General features: G+C 66.7%; 15 protein-coding genes. 7 read left to right on the top strand and 8 right to left on the bottom strand.

The features are described 5' to 3' along the window. Positions 1 to 44: 44 nt before the first annotated feature. Both hfq and hflX read left to right on the top strand, forming a co-directional pair. Positions 45 to 296, top strand: coding sequence for an RNA chaperone Hfq (gene hfq, locus ASE02_RS11825; RefSeq protein WP_056734369.1), 252 nt, complete (start codon positions 45 to 47; stop codon positions 294 to 296). Then, a complete protein-coding gene (hflX, locus tag ASE02_RS11820) occupies positions 293 to 1,609 on the top strand; it encodes a GTPase HflX (protein WP_056734366.1) in 1,317 nt (438 codons plus the stop codon). The genes hfq and hflX overlap by 4 nt, the downstream gene beginning before the upstream one ends. Positions 1,610 to 1,647: 38 nt before the next feature. On the opposite strand, the gene mazG is transcribed toward hflX, so the two are convergent. The 3 genes from mazG to ASE02_RS11805 all read right to left on the bottom strand — a co-directional run bounded on the left by mazG (position 1,648) and on the right by ASE02_RS11805 (position 4,458). Beyond that, positions 1,648 to 2,463, bottom strand: coding sequence for a nucleoside triphosphate pyrophosphohydrolase (gene mazG / locus ASE02_RS11815; protein WP_082602026.1), 816 nt, complete (start codon positions 2,461 to 2,463; stop codon positions 1,648 to 1,650). Continuing rightward, positions 2,438 to 3,862 carry an MFS transporter gene (locus tag ASE02_RS11810; protein WP_200957667.1) on the bottom strand — a complete coding sequence of 475 codons (1,425 nt, stop codon included), beginning with the start codon at positions 3,860 to 3,862 and terminating at the stop codon, positions 2,438 to 2,440. Before ASE02_RS11810 ends, mazG begins: the two co-directional genes overlap by 26 nt. Before the next feature lie 95 nt (positions 3,863 to 3,957). After that, complete coding sequence (locus ASE02_RS11805) at positions 3,958 to 4,458, bottom strand: hypothetical protein (protein ID WP_056734362.1); 501 nt, start codon at positions 4,456 to 4,458, stop codon at positions 3,958 to 3,960. A gap of 195 nt (positions 4,459 to 4,653) precedes the next feature. On the opposite strand from ASE02_RS11805, the gene ASE02_RS21995 reads away from it, so the two are divergent. Beyond that, positions 4,654 to 4,830 carry a YegP family protein gene (locus ASE02_RS21995; RefSeq protein ID WP_082602025.1) on the top strand — a complete coding sequence of 59 codons (177 nt, stop codon included), beginning with the start codon at positions 4,654 to 4,656 and terminating at the stop codon, positions 4,828 to 4,830. On the opposite strand, the gene ASE02_RS11800 is transcribed toward ASE02_RS21995, so the two are convergent. From ASE02_RS11800 to ASE02_RS11790, 3 genes are read right to left on the bottom strand one after another with little or no spacing between them, the layout of a single operon-like run. Further along, positions 4,827 to 5,840 carry an LLM class flavin-dependent oxidoreductase gene (locus ASE02_RS11800; RefSeq protein ID WP_056734919.1) on the bottom strand — a complete coding sequence of 338 codons (1,014 nt, stop codon included), beginning with the start codon at positions 5,838 to 5,840 and terminating at the stop codon, positions 4,827 to 4,829. The two genes, ASE02_RS21995 and ASE02_RS11800, sit on opposite strands and share 4 nt — an antisense overlap. Positions 5,841 to 5,879: 39 nt before the next feature. Further along, entirely contained in the window at positions 5,880 to 7,028 is a 1,149-nt protein-coding gene (locus ASE02_RS11795) for a serine hydrolase domain-containing protein (RefSeq protein ID WP_056734360.1), read from the bottom strand. A 2-nt stretch (positions 7,029 to 7,030) separates the two neighbouring features. Further along, positions 7,031 to 8,317, bottom strand: coding sequence for a TetR/AcrR family transcriptional regulator (locus ASE02_RS11790; RefSeq protein ID WP_056734358.1), 1,287 nt, complete (start codon positions 8,315 to 8,317; stop codon positions 7,031 to 7,033). Positions 8,318 to 8,495: 178 nt separating this feature from the next. Here ASE02_RS11790 and ASE02_RS11785 point away from each other — a divergent pair, with 178 nt between their 5' ends. Further along, complete coding sequence (locus ASE02_RS11785) at positions 8,496 to 10,733, top strand: TonB-dependent receptor (protein ID WP_056734357.1); 2,238 nt, start codon at positions 8,496 to 8,498, stop codon at positions 10,731 to 10,733. 3 nt (positions 10,734 to 10,736) lie between these two features. Here ASE02_RS11785 and ASE02_RS11780 read toward each other — a convergent pair whose 3' ends face one another. Together ASE02_RS11780 and ASE02_RS11775 are read right to left on the bottom strand one after the other, a co-directional pair. Further along, complete coding sequence (locus tag ASE02_RS11780) at positions 10,737 to 11,564, bottom strand: flagellin (protein ID WP_056734355.1); 828 nt, start codon at positions 11,562 to 11,564, stop codon at positions 10,737 to 10,739. 113 nt (positions 11,565 to 11,677) lie between these two features. After that, complete coding sequence (locus ASE02_RS11775; protein WP_056734917.1) at positions 11,678 to 12,424, bottom strand: hypothetical protein; 747 nt, start codon at positions 12,422 to 12,424, stop codon at positions 11,678 to 11,680. A gap of 240 nt (positions 12,425 to 12,664) precedes the next feature. Here ASE02_RS11775 and ASE02_RS11770 point away from each other — a divergent pair, with 240 nt between their 5' ends. Genes ASE02_RS11770 through ASE02_RS11760 form a run of 3 tightly spaced genes read left to right on the top strand, consistent with a single transcriptional unit; the run spans position 12,665 to position 16,166 of the window. Next, entirely contained in the window at positions 12,665 to 13,522 is an 858-nt protein-coding gene (locus tag ASE02_RS11770; RefSeq protein WP_082602022.1) for a c-type cytochrome, read from the top strand. Next, a complete protein-coding gene (locus ASE02_RS11765) occupies positions 13,519 to 15,159 on the top strand; it encodes a PQQ-binding-like beta-propeller repeat protein (RefSeq protein WP_056734351.1) in 1,641 nt (546 codons plus the stop codon). Before ASE02_RS11770 ends, ASE02_RS11765 begins: the two co-directional genes overlap by 4 nt. 2 nt (positions 15,160 to 15,161) lie before the next feature. Further along, positions 15,162 to 16,166 carry an SMP-30/gluconolactonase/LRE family protein gene (locus ASE02_RS11760; protein ID WP_056734350.1) on the top strand — a complete coding sequence of 335 codons (1,005 nt, stop codon included), beginning with the start codon at positions 15,162 to 15,164 and terminating at the stop codon, positions 16,164 to 16,166. The last annotated feature ends 22 nt before the right edge of the window (positions 16,167 to 16,188 follow it).

Raw genomic sequence — 16,188 nt, 5'->3', positions numbered from 1 at the left:
GGGGGGCGTCTTGCCCCCCGATCCAGAAAAAAGGGCGACAAGCCATGTCCAACAACGAAAAGAAACAGAACCTTCAGGACACCTTCCTGAACAGCGTGCGCAAATCGAAGACGCCGCTGACCATCTTCCTCGTCAACGGCGTCAAGCTGCAGGGCGTGGTGAGCTGGTTCGACAATTTCTGCGTGCTCCTGCGCCGCGACGGCCAGTCGCAGCTGGTCTACAAGCACGCCATCTCCACCATCATGCCGGCCCAGCCTGTTCAGCTGTATGAGCCCGCGGAAGACGATGCGGATTGACCTCAAAACTCATTGATCGTGAAGCGCCTCCTCAAAAGGCGCTTGTCATCCATCCCCAACGCGACGGCCGCGGCTCGCCCCGGAGCGCTCAGGCGCGCCTGGACGAGGCCGTCGGCCTCGCCGAGGCCCTCGATCTCGAAATCTGCGACGCGATCACCGCGCCGTTGCGTAAGCGCACGCCCGCCACCCTGTTCGGCAGCGGCAAGGTCATCGAGATCGGGGAGCTCTGCTTTCAGCTCCATGTCGACGTCGCTGTCGTCGACGACGCCCTGACGCCGGTCCAGCAACGGAACCTGGAAAAGGCCTGGCAGGTGAAGGTCATGGACCGCACCGGCATGATCCTGGAGATCTTCGCCCGCCGCGCCCGGACCCGTGAAGGCATCCTGCAGGTCGAATTGGCGAGGCTCTCCTATGAGCGCTCGCGCCTGGTCCGCACCTGGACCCACCTTGAACGCCAACGCGGCGGTTTCGGGGTGATGGGCGGTCCTGGGGAAACCCAGATCGAGACCGACCGCCGGCTGCTGGCCGAGAAGATCGGCAAGCTGAAGCGCGAACTGGTGGAGGTGCGCCGCACGCGCGACCTTCAGCGGGGCGCCCGCCAGCGCCACCCGTTCCCGGCCGTGGCCCTGGTCGGCTACACCAACGCTGGCAAGTCGACGCTGTTCAACCGGCTGACCAACGCCGATGTGGTGGCCGAGGACATGCTGTTCGCCACCCTCGATCCGACCCTGCGGATGCTGAACCTGCCTGACGGCCGGCCGGCGATCCTGTCGGACACGGTGGGCTTCATTTCCGACCTGCCGCACGAACTGGTCGAGTCCTTCCGCGCCACCCTTGAGGAGGTGAAGGAGGCCGACGTCATCCTGCATGTCCGCGACATCGCCAGCGAGGACAGCGACGCCGAGGCCGCCGACGTGCGCGCCGTGCTGTCGCGGCTTGGGATCGAGGTCGCCGACCGCAACGTCATCGAGGTCTGGAACAAGGCCGACCTGGTCGACGAGGAAGCCCGCGAGCATCTGGCGGGCGATGCGCGGCGGTCCCACCCGCCGTCCGTCCTGCTGTCGGCGGTCACCGGCGAGGGCTGCGAAGCCCTGCTGGAGACCGTGGCCCGCATGGTCGACGATGCGCCGCCGGTCTCGGTCTATGCGACCCCGGCGCAGGGCGCGGCGGTGGCCTGGCTCTATCGGCACGGCCGCGTGCTGGACCGGATCGAGGACGAGGAGGGCGGCGTGCGGCTCGCCGTGCGTCTGGATCCGCAAGCCCTTGGGCAGTTCGAACAGCAGTTCCCGAAGGTCGATCTAAGCCCGCTTTAGGCCGTTCGTCGTCATGGCGGAACCATGACGACGGAGGTCTAGTCCGCCCTCTCGGCGGCCTTGGCGGCGTCCCAGAGCGCGTCCATCTCGGCCAAGTCGGAGTCGCCTGGGGTCTTGCCGCGGGCGGCCAGCTGCGCCTCGATGAACTGGAAGCGCCGGGCGAACTTGGCGTTGGTGGAGCGCAGCGCGTCCTCCGGCTCCAGGTCGAGCTTGCGGGCGAGGTTGGCGCAGACGAACAGGATGTCGCCCAGCTCGTCGCGCATCTTGGCCCGGTCGCGGGTCGCGATCTCGGCCTGCAGCTCGGCGGTCTCTTCGCGCAGCTTGTCGAAGACGAAGGACACGTCGGGCCAGTCGAAGCCGACGCGGGCGGCGCGCGCGGTCAACTTCACGGCGCGGGTCAACGCGGGCAGGCCGGTGGGGACGTCGTCCAACAGGCTCTGGTTCTTGCCCTTCGTCGCCCGTTCCTGGGCCTTGATGATTTCCCAGGCATGGGTCTGCTCGGCGCTGGTGCGCTGGGTCTCGGGCCCGAAGACATGCGGGTGGCGCCGGATCATCTTCTCGGAAATGGCGTTGGCCACGTCGTCGAAGGCGAAGGCGCCTTCTTCCTGCGCCATCTGGCTGTGGAAGACGACCTGCAGCAGCAGGTCGCCCAGTTCCTCACGCAGGTCGGAGAGATCGCCGCGCTCGATGGCGTCGGCGACCTCATAGGCCTCCTCCACCGTATAGGGCGCGATGGTCGCGAAGTTCTGCTCCAGGTCCCACGCGCAGCCCCCATCGGGATCGCGCAGCCTCGCCATGATGGCGATCAGTCGGTCGATGGGCTTTTCGTCACTCGGCGGGGCGGACAGCGGCATTGATCTCTTTGGTCAGCAGGGGTTCGGAGCCCATTTCGGGCGCGGCCTCGGCGAGGCCGGGCTCCTTCATATCGCGCGCCGCCAGGCCCGCGCGAATCTCGGCGTGGCGCTCAGCGGTCAACGGGAAGCTCCAGACGATGAAGCTGGCGATGATCGACATGCCCGCAGGAACCGCTGCGAACAGGACGGCCAGGCCTTGCAGGCCGGTGTCCACGCCTTGGCCCCTGGGGTCGAAGCCCATCAGCTGAAGCAGCGGGAAGGTGATGAAGATCGCCGCAGCCGAGCCGATCTTCACCGTACCGGAGAGGATCGCGTAGAGCAGGCCTGTGCGGTCGACGCCGCTGGCCAGCCGTTCCTCGTCGCCGACGTCGGCCATCATGGCCCGCAGCAGGAAGGCGCCGGCGGCGTAGGGAACGCCGATCATGAACATCAGCACCGCCGCCGGGAGCATCGCGCCCTGGGGGATCATCAGCGAGCACATGGTCAGGCCCGCATAGACGACGCCCGAAACGGCCAGCGCCTTGTGCTTGGAGATCTTGTAGGAAAGCCACGTCCACAGCGGCGCGCCGACCAAGCCGCCCACGAAGTAGATCAGCAGCAGCAGGCTGGCTTCGGCGTGGCTGAAGCCCTTCACTCGGCCAAAGAAGAAGAAGAACAGGGCGCCGGTGATCGCCGGGCCGGTGCCGATCAGCAGATCGGCGACCAGGATGCGGACCACGGATGGGCGTTTGAAGAGCGCGAGGTACTCGCGGAAGCCGGACTTCTTGACCTCGGAGACCACCTGCGGCTCGGGCACTTTCCAGAGGGCCAGCGCGACGGTGATCGGCATCAGGATGACGATGAACCACCCCATCGCCTGTACGCCCGAGCCGTGCCCCTTGAAGCCCAGCAGCGGGAGCAGGGCCGGAAGGGTGAGCACCAGGATCATGCCGACCACGTTGCCGGCCTGCCACCAGCCATAGATCCTTGATCGCTGGTCGTACTGCGGCGAGAGCACGGCGGCCCAGGCCAGCTGCGACAAGCCGGCGATCGAGACGCCGGCATAGACCACCAGCAGCCAGAGCCAGAGATAGAGACTGCTGACCCCGGGCTTGGCCATGAACAGCATGTAGGAGGCCAGCATCAGGATCGGCGCGCTGATCGCGAACCACAGTTTGAACCGCCCGAAGCGCGAGCGGGTGCGGTCCATCACCCCGCCGATATAGGGGTCGAAGGCCATGTCCAGCAGGCGCACGGCCCCAAAGGCCGCGCCGACCGAGGCCAGGCTGAGGCCAAGCTGGTTGGTGTAATATTCGGGGAGGTAGACCACGAGCGGCAGGCCAAGGCCCGCCAGTGGGAGACATGGGGCGGCCAGCGCCGCCAAAGTCCAGTTGGAACGCCGGTCCGCCTTCGCGGTCATCTTACTCATCCCCTAAGTGCGCTCGGGATACAACGCGTCCGGTGCGCGGCCGGGATCAGACCGCGCGCCGGTCGGGGAGGCAAGGCCTAACGGTGTTATCGGCGGGCGTATGTCGCGCCGCGTCCCAGCTTGTAGGCGAAGCGGTCAAAGGCGATGTAGGCGTCCGACCACGTGCCGGACATCCGGGCCTGGCGGATGTCGTTTTCGTACCAGTCGTAGCGGATCGGCGTGACAACGCCATCCACCGTGATCGCGCGTCCTTCGATGGCGGCGCCGCCGGTGCTGAAGCTCTCGAAGGACAGACCTGGGCGGTCGCCCAACTGCTTGAAGGTGGGCCGGTTCGGACGGGCGTCGATCAGGGTCAGCTCGATCTTGCCGCCGGCCAGGACGCCGGTGCGTTGCAGTTCGCGTTCGACATCCTTCTTGAGCTCGCCGGCCAGACGATCGACCTCTTTCACGCCGTACTCGGCGGTGGCCTTTTTCTGGAGTTCGGGGCTGAGCTTGACCTCCACGCTCGAGACGGTGGACAGCGGATCGGCATAGGCCGAACCGACCAGCGCCAGGGTCGCGAAGGCGGCGAAGAGCAGGGCGCGCATGACAGGCTCCTTGAAATAGCTAGGTGTCGCGCCCTTTAGATAGGAAGGCGACCCGAAGCCTGCAAAGTGTCGTTGGAGCGTGGCTGTAGTATGGCGATCCCATGCTGGCCCGATCGGGCTTGACCTGAGGCGGGCGGCGCCCAAGTCTGCGTTCGGGATGGGCGACCAAGTTCAACGGTCCAATGGAGACGACCAGTGGCGCATAAGTTCGAGATCTACAAAGACAAGGCCGGCGAGTTTCGCGTTCGCTTCAAGTACAATAGCGAAGTGATCTTCGCGACCGAGGGATATGCGTCCAAGGCGAGCGCTCAGAACGCCATCGAATCCATCAAGAAGAACGGTCCAGAAGCGCCGACCGAAGACAACTCCTAAACTGATGCGGCCGCCGGGCGCGCGAGTTCATCGCGCGCCTGCGCGGTGATCGCAAATGAACGAACCCGCGCGGCGTGATCATAGATCTGCGCGGTGACCATCAGTTCGTTCGCGCCGGTGCGCTTGATGAAGTCCGCCAGGCCCTGCCGCACGCGATCCGGCGACCCGACAATCGAACAGCTCAGGCTCTGACGCAGCATCGCGCCGCCGATCTCGTCCAGTTGACGGTGTGGATCATCGACCGGTCGCGGCAGCGGACCTGGCCGTCCCTGACCCAGATTGATGAAGGCCTGCTTCAGCGAGGTGAAGAGCCGTTCGGCCTCTTCATCGGTCTCGGCCGCCGTCACATTGACCCCCAGCATCACATAGGGCTCGGCCAGGTGCTCTGACGGCCGGAACTGGCTGCGGTAGATGGCGAGCGCCGTCTCCAGCTGCGTCGGAGCGAAATGCGAGGCGAAGGCGAAGGGCAGTCCCAGCGCCGCGGCGAGTTGCGCGCCGTAGGTGCTGGAGCCCAGGATCCAGAAATCGACATCCAGCCCGGCGCCAGGCACCGCGCGGATCAGCTGCCCCGGCTGGGCTGGCTTGAAATAGTCCATCAGCTCGATGACATCGCGCGGGAACTGGTCGATGTCGCCGGTTAGGTTGCGGCGCAGGGCGCGCGCGGTCGCCTGGTCCGATCCCGGCGCGCGGCCAAGGCCCAAGTCGATGCGGCCTGGATAGAGCGCGGCCAGGGTGCCGAACTGTTCGGCGATCACCAGCGGGGCGTGGTTGGGCAGCATGACGCCGCCCGCGCCGACCCGGATGGTCGAGGTCCCGCCCGCCACGTGGCCGATCACCACGGCGGTGGCGGCGCTGGCCACCCCGGTCATGTTGTGGTGCTCGGCCAGCCAATAGCGGCGATAGCCCAGCCGTTCGGCGTGCTGCGCCAGATCGCGGGTGTTGCGCAGCGATTGCGCCGCGTCGCCGCCTTCGACGATGGGCGAGAGGTCCAGTACCGAGAGATCAACCATCAGCGCCATATAGGCGCTCCTGGGCGGTTGACGAGGGGCCTAGTCACCCGCGCAGGCAAAGATCGTCTGGCACAGCCCCACCGCCCGGACGTCGCCGACCAGGCCCGCGCCCATCTGGTTCATCGTATAGCCGACGGCGACGCCGCTCTGGACGTCGGCGCAGCCGAACGATCCGCCCCAGCCGGTGTGGCCGAAGGTGTCGGGCCGTGGGCCGAAGATGCCGGAGTCGTTGAGGCCGACCCCGCGGCCCCAGAACGGCTTGAAGCCCAGCATGACGTCCTCACGTCGGGTCTGGACCTCCGAGAGCTGGGCGATGGTGGCGGGCCCCATGATCGACACGCCGTCCAGGGCGCCGCCGTTGGCCAGGGCGCCGTAGATGCGGGCCAGGCCCAGCGCGGTGGCGTGGCCGTTGCCGGCTGGAACCTCGGCGGCTCGCCAGGCCCGATCATTGGGGATGGTCGGCGTCATCGCCGGATTGGCCACGGCCGCCAGCGCCTCGGGCGCCATCGTCTCCGGATCGAACGGGGCGTCTTCCTTGGGCGCCACCAGCGGCGCGACGCGCGGCTCATCGTGCTCCGCCAGGCCGATATGGACGTCGGCGTTCAGGGGCTCGGCGATCTCGTCGGCGAGGAAGCGTCCGACGCTGCGCCCGCTGACCCGGCGGATCAGCTCGCCGGCCAGGAAGCCGAAGGTCATGGCGTGATAGGAGTTCTTGGTTCCCGGCTCCCACATCGGTGTCTGGGCGGCCAGCCGTGAGGTGACCGTCTCCCAGCTGTAGAAGTCCTCCAGCGAGGTCGGCTCGACGAAGCCTGGTAGGCCGGCCTGGTGCGACAGCAGCTGGGAAACCGTGATCGCCGCCTTTCCGCCCTGCGCGAACTCCGGCCAGTAGTTCGAGACCGGCGCGGCGTAGTCGATCAGCCCCTGGTCCACCAGTCTGGCCAGGGCGATGGCCGTCACGCCCTTGGTGGTGGACCAGACATTGACCAGGGTGTCGTGGGCCCACGGGACGGTCGCGGCCTCGTCACGGTGTCCGCCCCACAGGTCGACGACCTTCTGGCCGCGGCGATAGACCGCCAGGCTGGCGCCGATCTCGCGATGGACGTCGTCGCGGGTGAAGTTCGCGGCGAACCGCTCGCGGACCGGTTCGAATCCGGGGGCGACCTCGCCGTGGATGTTGTCGCTCGCCATGGTCAGCTCGCTTTCAGGCCTAGGGTGAAGAGGGAGACGATCTCGTCGCCGAACCGACGCGGGTGGTTTGCGTCTTCCGGCGTGATCCATTTGGGCAGCCGGCCGAAGGCGCCGGCGCCGACCTGGGCCAGGACCGGCACATCGCAGGGGCGGCATGAGCCGTCGGCCACGCCCTGCCGCAGGAAGGCGGCGAACTGCCCGCGCAGGGCGTTGGCGCGTTTGGTCAGGGCCTCGCGATGCGGCGAGGGCAGCGAGTCGAGCCCCGGCTGCGGCATCAGCGGCGACAGCTCGCCAGCCTGGGCCTGGCTGTTGAGGTGGACGCCGATCATCGCCCGTTCGAGCCCGTTGGCCCCGTGCTTGCGGGCCGCCTTGGCGAAGTCCTCGAACAGGTCGAAACCGCGCTCGTAGCAGCGGACCACCAGATCGGTCTTGTCCTGCATGTAGTGGTAGACGATCCCCTTGGTCGCCCCCAGCGCAGCGCTGACATCGTCCAGCGACGTGGCCTCGATGCCGTCGCGGTTGAAGATCTGCGAGGCGGTCATCACCAGCTGGGCGGATTTCATCTCCGCGGCTTCGCGCTTGTCGAAGGCGTTGAAGCGGCCGGGCAGGAAGCTCGCGGCGTCGATCGGGCAGGGCGGGGTGTTTCGGACCTGTTTGGCGATCCCGTTCTTCAGAAGATCCAGCAGTGCATCGGCGGTCCTGACGCGGAAACCCTTGCCCTTGGGGCTGCGGACCCAGTGCGGGGATAGCTGGGCCCAGGCCAGCATCCCCAGGATCGACTGCGCCGCGACGCGAGCGTCGCACAGGCGGATGCTGCCGTCTCGGGTCCCACGTTCGACCATCTCGGTGAGGCGTTCGGCGTTGCGGCGGTTGGCGGTCTCGATCAGTTCGCGGTGCGCGCCGGACAGGTAGTTGATCTCGCTGAGCACCGCCGTCGGCGGCCGCTCTGGAGCCGTGGCGCTGGCGACGAAGGCCAATACCTGGCCCAGTCCGTCGTCGGCGGCCTGGGAGGCCAGCGCCAGATCCTCGGCCGTCTGCTCGCAGGCCCGCAGGTAGCATTGGAAGACCAGCTCGGCTCGATCATCGACATAGTAGTAGAGCGCAGCCCGCGTCAGGCCGGCTGCGCCCGCGATGTCGGCCAGCGACGTCGCGGCGATGCCTCGCAGGTTGAACAGCGACGTGGCGTGGGCCAGCAGCGCTTCACGTTTCAGGACACGCTTGGTCGGCGCCTTGGGCGTCGCCCTGGCGGTCGAGGTTTCCTCCGGCCTGGTCTTCCTGGTCTGCGCCATGATTCCCGTCTGCTCGCGTTTCTTGACGCAAGATATCGAACACATACGCAGATGTGGAATTTATTGACAACAAAATCCCAACGTGCCGATATCCACCCATACTTCGATGTCAAATTTCTCTGGCGACGGCCGCGGCGCGGTCTGGACAAGCGGGGAAAGCAACGAGGGAGGAGCGGGAATGAAGCATCATCATGTGAGCCGAGCGGCTCTGTTGTCGTCCACGGTGTTCGGCGTAGCGCTGTTGATCGGCGCGCCGGCGGCGGCGCAGGAAGCCGCATTGGTCGAGGAGGTCACGGTCACCGCCCAGAAGCGGGCGCAGGACGTGCTCGATGTCGGCGGGACCCTCGATGTGGTGAGCGCCGGCGAACTGGCCAGCCGCCGTATCGAGCAGGTCCGGGATCTGGCGACCTTCTCCTCCAACCTCGACATCAAGGAGCAGGTGCCGGGGGCCATGCCGATCTTGACGATCCGCGGCGTCGGCCTGGACGATTTCTCCTCGACCAACAATCCCAGCGCCGGCGTCTATGTCGACGAGGTCTATCTGGCCTCGCTGGCGCAGATGAGCTTCGACCTCTTCGACCTGGAGCGGGTCGAGCTGCTGAAGGGACCGCAGGGCACCCTCTACGGGCGCAACTCCACCGCCGGGGCGCTCAACATCATCACCGCCAAGCCCTCGACCTCGGGCTTCAGCGCCCGGGCGGCCGGGAGCTACGGCAACTTCAAGGCCTATGACCTGGAAGGCATGGTCAACCTGCCGCTCAGCGACACCTTCGCGCTGCGCTTCGCCGGCAAGACCATCCAGCAGGACGAGGGCTATTGGTACAATCGCAAGATCGCCTCGGACATCGGCCGCCGCGACCTGTGGCTGGGACGTGTCCAGGCGCGCTGGACCCCGAACGACGATCTCGACGTCAATCTGAAGGTCGAGGGACAGCGGTCCCGCTCGGAGTTGGGGCAGGGTGAGTTCTTCGGGGTGCTTCCATCCCCCTCGGCGCCTGGCGTCGCCTGTCCCGGCCAACCGGCCTGCACGGACTTCTTCGGCTACAGCGACCGCGACGGCGATCCCTTTAAGGGCGATTGGTCGGGCGGCCACTTCTACAATATCGACCAGGTCGGCACGGCGCTGAAGGTCGACTACCGCATGGGCTGGGCGACCCTGACCTCGGTCACCGGCTACGCCAATTTCCAACGCAGCTTCTATATCGACACCGACGCCACGCCGCTGCGCCAGACCGACTTCATCCAGACAGACAAGATCCATCAGCTCTCCGAGGAGCTGCGCCTGGCCGGGTCGACCGAGCGGCTGGAGTGGCTGGTCGGCGGGTTCTACTCCACCGATCGGGTGCGGGTGTACAATCCGGGCTTCCTCGACGACCTCTTCAACACCGAAACCCTCAGCTTCGCCGACCAGAAGACCAAGTCGGCGGCGATGTTCGCCAATGGCGAATGGAAGCTGGGTGAGCAGCTTAGCCTGATCACCGGCCTGCGTTATACCTGGGAAGAGAAGACCGATGTCGGCGGCACCGACGACCTTGCGCTCGTCTGCCCTGGCAGCGCCCTGACCGGCGCGCCGTGCGGCTCTCCGCCGATCCGCATCGCCTCGGTCGACGCCAAGATCAAGGACACCAACTGGTCCTGGAAGCTGGGCTTGAACTGGAAGCTCAACCCGCTGACCCTGTTGTACGCCAGCGCCTCGCAAGGGGTGAAGTCGGGGGGCTTCTTCTCCGGCGTGGCCACCAGCAGCGCCCAGCTCGAGCCCTACGATCCTGAAACGCTGCTGGCCTTCGAGGCCGGGTGGAAAACGCGGATCCCAGGCGCCGGCCTGCAGCTCTCGGCCAGCGTCTTCTATTACGACTACAGCGACATCCAGACCTTCATTCGCGACACCTCCGGCGCGCTGCCGATCCAGCGGCTGGGCAATGTGGGCGAGGCCGAGCTCTATGGCGCCGATCTGGACGTGTCCTGGCGGCCGGCGGCTGTCGACGGGCTGACGCTACAGGCCGGGCTTGGCCTGTTGCATACCGAGCTTGGGGCGTTTGCGGCCTCGGCGGGCGTCGTGCCCGCGGGCAACAAGCTGCCCAACGCCCCGGAGGTGACCTTCAACGCCTCGGCCCAGTACGACGCACGGCTGAACGACGCCTGGACCCTCCGTCTCCAAGGCGGGACGCGCTATTCCGACGGCCTCTTCAAGGATGCGCTCAACGATCCGCTGCTCCGGCAGGACAGCTACTGGAGCTGGGACGGGCGCGTCGCATTGCTGGCGAACGAGCAGGGATGGGAGCTTGCGGTCTGGGGCAAAAACCTTGGCGACGAGCAGCACCTGGTCCAGGGCGTGAACAACGGCGCGCTGGGTGTCGGGTTCCGCACATACAATGCGCCGCGCACCTACGGGGTCTCGATCAGCAAGAGCTGGTAGGGCCTAGCGGAACAGGGAGAGCAGCAGGGACGGGGTCTGGTTGGCGATCCGCAACGCCTGGATCGCCAACTGCTGCTTGACCTCGAGCGACTTCAGCCGGGCGCTCTCCTTGGCGAGATCGGCGTCGACCAGATTACCGATGCCGGCGTCGATGGTGTCCTGGCGCTTGGAGATCATATCCAGGTGCCGGTCCAGCGACTTGGCCCCGACGCCGAACTTCGAGAGCGCCGAGGAGACCTTCTGGATCGCGGCGTCGATGGCGTCGATGTCGGCGGTGGCGACCCCGCCCATCAACCCGGTCAGGGTCGAGGAGATCGCCGTGCCGGTGGTCGAGAGGTCGATGTGGTCGACGTCGATGGAGGAATTGGCCCGCGTATCGGCCAGCGCGCGGATATTGCCGGTCGAGCCCGCTGAAATCAGGTTCACGCCGTCGAAACTGGCGTTGGCGGCCACGGTGTTGATCATCTTGCGCAGCGCGACATACTCGTCGCTGAGCGCTTGGCGGGTCGCGGTGCTGAGGCCATCCTCCGTGGCGGCCAGGGCCTTTTCCTTCATCTGAGACAGGATGTCGGAGATCGACTCGCCGGCCGTCAGGGCGGTGTCGACGACGGATTGGCCGCGTTGCAGCGAGCTCATTACAGCGTCGAGGGATTTGGATTCGCCGCGCATGTTCTGGGCGATGGCCCAGATCGCGGGGTTGTCCTTGGCGCTGGCGATCTTCAGGCCCGTCGAGATCCGACGTTGAACCTGGGCGTACTCGTTATTGATCGCGTTGAGGCTCTGGAGCGCGATCATCGCGCCCGTGTTCGTATTGACGCTGTTCAGCGACATGACGAGCCTCGGTTCCAAGGGAGCGAAGGCGTAGCGGTGCGTTCGCAGGGCGTCTTCCCGAGGCCAACGTGACCGACCAAGGTTGGTGAAGCGTTACGCCCTATGGTGATTTTTCATCGAGCGAGGCTCAGGGACTGCTCGACGACGCCGGTATTGCCGGTGTCGGCGTTGGTCGCGGTGACCAGCAGCCGATAGGCGCCAGCCTTCGGCTTGGGCAGGTCGCCGGCGAAGGTCGAAGGCTTTCCGGCGTAGGAGAGCTTGGTTGCAGCCACGGTCTTGTCGCCGTCCAGCAGGGTCGCGCGCACGTCGTATTTCGCCGCGTCCCAGTGGCCGCCAGGTTCGATCGGGCAGCCGCACATCAAGGTGACCTTGGCGTCGATCCGCAGGCCGTTGCCCTGGCTGGTCCAGGTCGGTTCCACCACCAGGCCGGGAAACTCCAGCAGCCAGCCGTCACCGGCCACGGGCTGGCCGGGCAGCAGCCACATCATCGAGGTGACGGTGATTTGGGCACCGGGCTTGCCGAGCGGACCGACAGCCTGCGCCTTGACCAGGGTCGGGTGGTCAAGGTCGAGAGTGGCGCGGAACGCGGCGGCCTCGGGCGTCGACAGCGCCGCGCCGCGCACGCGGGGAGCGACGATGATCCGCCCGGTGTCGCCGGTTCCGCCGCTGATGAGGCCCGAGGCCAGTTCGCGGCCGCTCCGGGCGTCGGTCAGGGTCACGCGAGCCCCGCCCATGCTGTCGCCGATGAACTTGGCGTCCTTGCTGATCGCGCGCACGACGATCTGCGTCGGCTCGGCCTGGGCGGCCCCCGAGATCGCGACGGCCAGGAGAGCCCCAAGGGCGGTTGGAAGACGACTCATCATGGGTTTCCCTATCTCCGCCGCAGCCTAGCAGGTGCGATCCATCGGTTCGAAGCTGGATGGCGACTTTCCCTAGCATCAGCTGGAAGGGGCGGGATTACAGAGGCTTTGGCGCGTCATCTCAAGGCTGGGGCGGTGCGGGGCCTGAGGGCGGCGTGGGGCGTTCAGAAATCGGCCTTGACTTGAAGGGGTTAGACGGACGAACTGTATACAAAGTTCAATATAGCCATAGAGCACCGCATGCGCCGTCTCCTTTTGCTGTCCGCCGGGCTACTCATGGCGGCGGGAGCGGCGTGGGCCGCTGATCCTCCACCGCCGCCGGAAGGTGCGGCGGCGCAGGGCGGGCGCGGCGGCGGGGCCGCGGGGCGGGCCCAGTCCACCCGGGAGTTCCTGGGCCTGGGCGTCGAGCCCGACGCCGTGGCGGCCGCCCGTGGGAAACCCTTGTACGAAGCGCAATGCGCGGCCTGCCATGGCGCGACCGCTCGTGGCGGGATGGGACCAAGCCTCATCCATTCGTCGGTGGTGCTGGACGACGATCACGGCGAGAAGCTCACGCCGTTCCTCAAGACCGGCCGCCCGGAGCGCGGCATGCCGAGCTTCGGCACGCTCAGCGATCGCGATCTGACCGACGTCACCGAGTATCTGCACCACGAGGTGGAGAGCGTCGCCAACCGCGGCACCTACGAGAACACCAACAACATCCTGGTTGGCGACAAGAAGAAGGGCGCGGCTTTCGTCCAGAGGAACTGCACCACTTGCCATTCCGTGACCGGTGACCTGAAGGGGATCGGCGCCAAGTACCGGCCGCTCGACCTGCAGCGAAACTGGATCTTCCCGCCCCGTGATCCGGCCGATGGCCCGCGCGCCTTCCAGGCGGTGGTGACCTCGCCGCAGGGCAGGTTCGAGGGCCGTGTCAGGCAGGTCGACGACTTCCGCATCGTGATCGTGGATGCAGCCGGCGCGGTGCGGCCGTTCGCCCGGACCAAGGCCGTCAAGGTCGAGATCAAGGACCCGCTGGCCGCCCACCGCGAACTGGCCCGGACGCTGAAGGACCAGGACATGAGCAACGTCACGACCTATCTGGAGACGCTGAAGTGAGCGCGAAACTCGCCGCCCTGGGCGCCTGCGCGCTCGCCGTGCTGCTGAGCGCCACGCCGCTCGCCGCCAACACCTTGGACATGTCGACCCTGGGCAAGCCGCCCGTCGACGTCTGGCCCACCCATCACGGCGACTATACCGGCCGCCGGTTCTCGCCCTTGACCCAGATCGACGAGAAGAACGTCGACACCCTGGCCCCGGCCTGGACCGCCAAGTTCAGCGACGTGGGGCCGCAACGCGGCTCGCCTGTGCCCGTGCTCAAGGGCACGCCGCTGATGGTCAACGGGGTGCTCTATGTGACCCTGCCGAACCTGGTCTACGCCCTGGATGCGCGGACCGGCGAGCGGCTCTGGCAGTACACCTGGGTCGACAAGGGCGGCCATCTCGTCGGCAATCGCGGCGTCGGGATGTACAAGAACTGGATCTATTTCCTGGGCCCGGACAACTGGGTCATCTGCCTGGACGCCTCGACCGGCAAAGAGCGTTGGCGCAAGGAGATCGCCAACGCCCGCGAGCAGTACTTCTCCACCTCCGCCCCGATCATCGCCGGAAACCATGTGCTGGTCGGGGTCGGCGGCGACGCCATGGATATCCGCGGCTTCCTGATGGCCCTGGACCCGGAAACCGGGGCCGAGCAATGGAAATTCTGGACCACGCCGGGCGAGGGCGAGTCGGGGATCGAGACCTGGCCCAACGTCGCGGCCTCGATGCGCGGCGGCGGCGGCACCTGGATGCCGGGATCCTACGATCCCGAGCTGAAGATGATCTATTGGGGCACCGGCAACGCCAACCCGGTCTATGCCGGCCAAGGGCGGCTGGGCGACAACCTCTACACCGCCACCATCATCGCGTTGGACGTCGAAACCGGTAAGCTGAAGTGGCATTTCCAGCCGATGCCGCACGACACCCACGACTTCGACAACACCCAGGTGCCGGTGCTGTTCGACCGGGTGATCGACGGCAAGCCGCGCAAGCTGATGTCCTTCGCCGCCCGCTCCGGCTGGTTCGTCACCGTCGACCGGGAGACCGGGAAGTATCTCGTCTCGCAGCCCTATATCGACGATATCAAGTGGGTGAAGGGGCGCAACGAGGTCACTGGAGAGCCGATCTCGGACCGTGACAACGACCCGAAGGTCGAGGGTTCGATCAGCAATAACAACCCGACCAACTGGTACAATCCGACCTTCAGCGAGACCACTGGCCTGTTCTACGTGAACACGATCCGGGGGATGACGCTCTACTACAAGCTCGACACCAGCCCGATCCCGGCCGGTTACGCCGGTACTGGCGGACCCAGCGTCGGCGAGGCGCAGCGGGTGCTGATGGCCATCGATCCCCTGACCGGCAAGCGCCGGTGGGAGCACGTCTATCCGAATGTCCGCTCGGCCGGCACCACCATCGGTCCGGGGTTGATCTCGACGGCCAGCAACCTGCTGTTCACCGGCGACGACCAGGGCAACATCATCGGCTATCGCGCCAACGACGGCGAGATCCTCTGGCACTACAAGGCCGCGGCCAACCAATCGAACGGTCCCATGACCTACATGCTGGACGGCAAGCAGTGGCTGCTGATGGGGGCAGGGGACACGCTCTACGCCTTCACCTTGCCCGACAGTCAAATCAAGGCGGAGCAATAGGCATGACCAGTCTCTCCAGGCGGGCCGTGCTGGCCGCCGGCGCCGCCATGGCGCCGCCGGCAATAGCCCATGCGCAAACCACCTATCCGGTCGTCGGCAAGGTCGAGCGGTTGGATCTGGCGCTGGACGCCTTGATCGACGCCGACGCCGTGGTCGAAGAGGTCCAAGGCGGTTTCGTCTGGAGCGAGGGGCCGGTCTGGGTGGGCGGCAAGGGCGGCCATGTCCTGGTGTCGGATCCGCGGACCAACATCATCACCCGCTGGTCGGCGAAGGACGGCGGCTCGGCCTGGCTGAAGCCCTCGGGCTACGAGGGCGACGCCGTCGCGGCCAACCTCTCGGAGCCGGGGACCAACGGATTGTTCCTCGGGCGCGGAGGCCTGGTGGTGGCTGACAGCGGCAACCGCTGCATCGGGCATATCGACCTGAAGACCAAGCGCAAGAGCGTCATCGCCGACCGCTTCGAGGGCAAACGGTTCAACAGCCCAAACGACCTGTGCGTCTCGCCGGTCGACGGCTCGATCTATTTCACCGACCCGCCCTACGGTTTGAAAGACGGCCTGCGCTCGCCGCTGCGCGAGATGGACTACACCGGGGTCTTCCGGGTCGCGCCGGACAACACCGTGTCGCTGATCGCCAAGGCCGAGGTCCCGAACGGGGTAGGTATCTCGCCGGACGGCCGCACGCTCTATCATACCGATCGGACCAAGGGCTGGGTGGCGGTGAGCCTCAACGCCCTTGGCGAATCGGTGGGGGATCGCCTGTTCGTGGACCGCGCGGCGAGCGGAATCATGGGGGGCGACAGCCTCAAGGTCGACCAGGTCGGGAACGTCTGGGTGTCCTGCCGCGATGGTATCGCGGTGATCGCGCCGGGCGGCCGGCGTCTGGGCAACATCCGCCTGAACGACGTGGTGTCGAACTGCGAGCTCGGCGGCGACGGCTATCTCTACATGTCGTCCAATCGCCGGCTGGCGCGGGTCCCTATCAAGGCGCGCAAGCTCAAGATCTAGCCATCGGCTCCGTTCAAAACGG

It is taken from the genome of Phenylobacterium sp. Root700, assembly GCF_001429025.1.
Classification (GTDB): Bacteria; Pseudomonadota; Alphaproteobacteria; order Caulobacterales; family Caulobacteraceae; genus Phenylobacterium.
The sequence above is the reverse complement of the archived record's forward strand: the minus strand, read 5'-3'. Positions and strand labels throughout refer to the sequence as shown.

Excerpts from the sequence above, each read along its gene's own strand:
- ASE02_RS11810 (WP_200957667.1), bottom strand. The coding sequence starts at position 3,862 with ATGACCGCGAAGGCGGACCGGCGTTCCAACTGGACTTTGGCGGCGCTG.
- ASE02_RS11780 (WP_056734355.1), bottom strand. The coding sequence starts at position 11,564 with ATGTCGCTGAACAGCGTCAATACGAACACGGGCGCGATGATCGCGCTC.
- ASE02_RS11785 (WP_056734357.1), top strand. The coding sequence starts at position 8,496 with ATGAAGCATCATCATGTGAGCCGAGCGGCTCTGTTGTCGTCCACGGTG.
- ASE02_RS11760 (WP_056734350.1), top strand. The coding sequence starts at position 15,162 with ATGACCAGTCTCTCCAGGCGGGCCGTGCTGGCCGCCGGCGCCGCCATG.
- ASE02_RS11790 (WP_056734358.1), bottom strand. The coding sequence starts at position 8,317 with ATGGCGCAGACCAGGAAGACCAGGCCGGAGGAAACCTCGACCGCCAGG.
- ASE02_RS11770 (WP_082602022.1), top strand. The coding sequence starts at position 12,665 with ATGCGCCGTCTCCTTTTGCTGTCCGCCGGGCTACTCATGGCGGCGGGA.
- hfq (WP_056734369.1), top strand. The coding sequence starts at position 45 with ATGTCCAACAACGAAAAGAAACAGAACCTTCAGGACACCTTCCTGAAC.
- mazG (WP_082602026.1), bottom strand. The coding sequence starts at position 2,463 with ATGCCGCTGTCCGCCCCGCCGAGTGACGAAAAGCCCATCGACCGACTG.
- ASE02_RS11805 (WP_056734362.1), bottom strand. The coding sequence starts at position 4,458 with ATGCGCGCCCTGCTCTTCGCCGCCTTCGCGACCCTGGCGCTGGTCGGT.
- ASE02_RS11775 (WP_056734917.1), bottom strand. The coding sequence starts at position 12,424 with ATGAGTCGTCTTCCAACCGCCCTTGGGGCTCTCCTGGCCGTCGCGATC.
- ASE02_RS11800 (WP_056734919.1), bottom strand. The coding sequence starts at position 5,840 with ATGGTTGATCTCTCGGTACTGGACCTCTCGCCCATCGTCGAAGGCGGC.
- ASE02_RS11795 (WP_056734360.1), bottom strand. The coding sequence starts at position 7,028 with ATGGCGAGCGACAACATCCACGGCGAGGTCGCCCCCGGATTCGAACCG.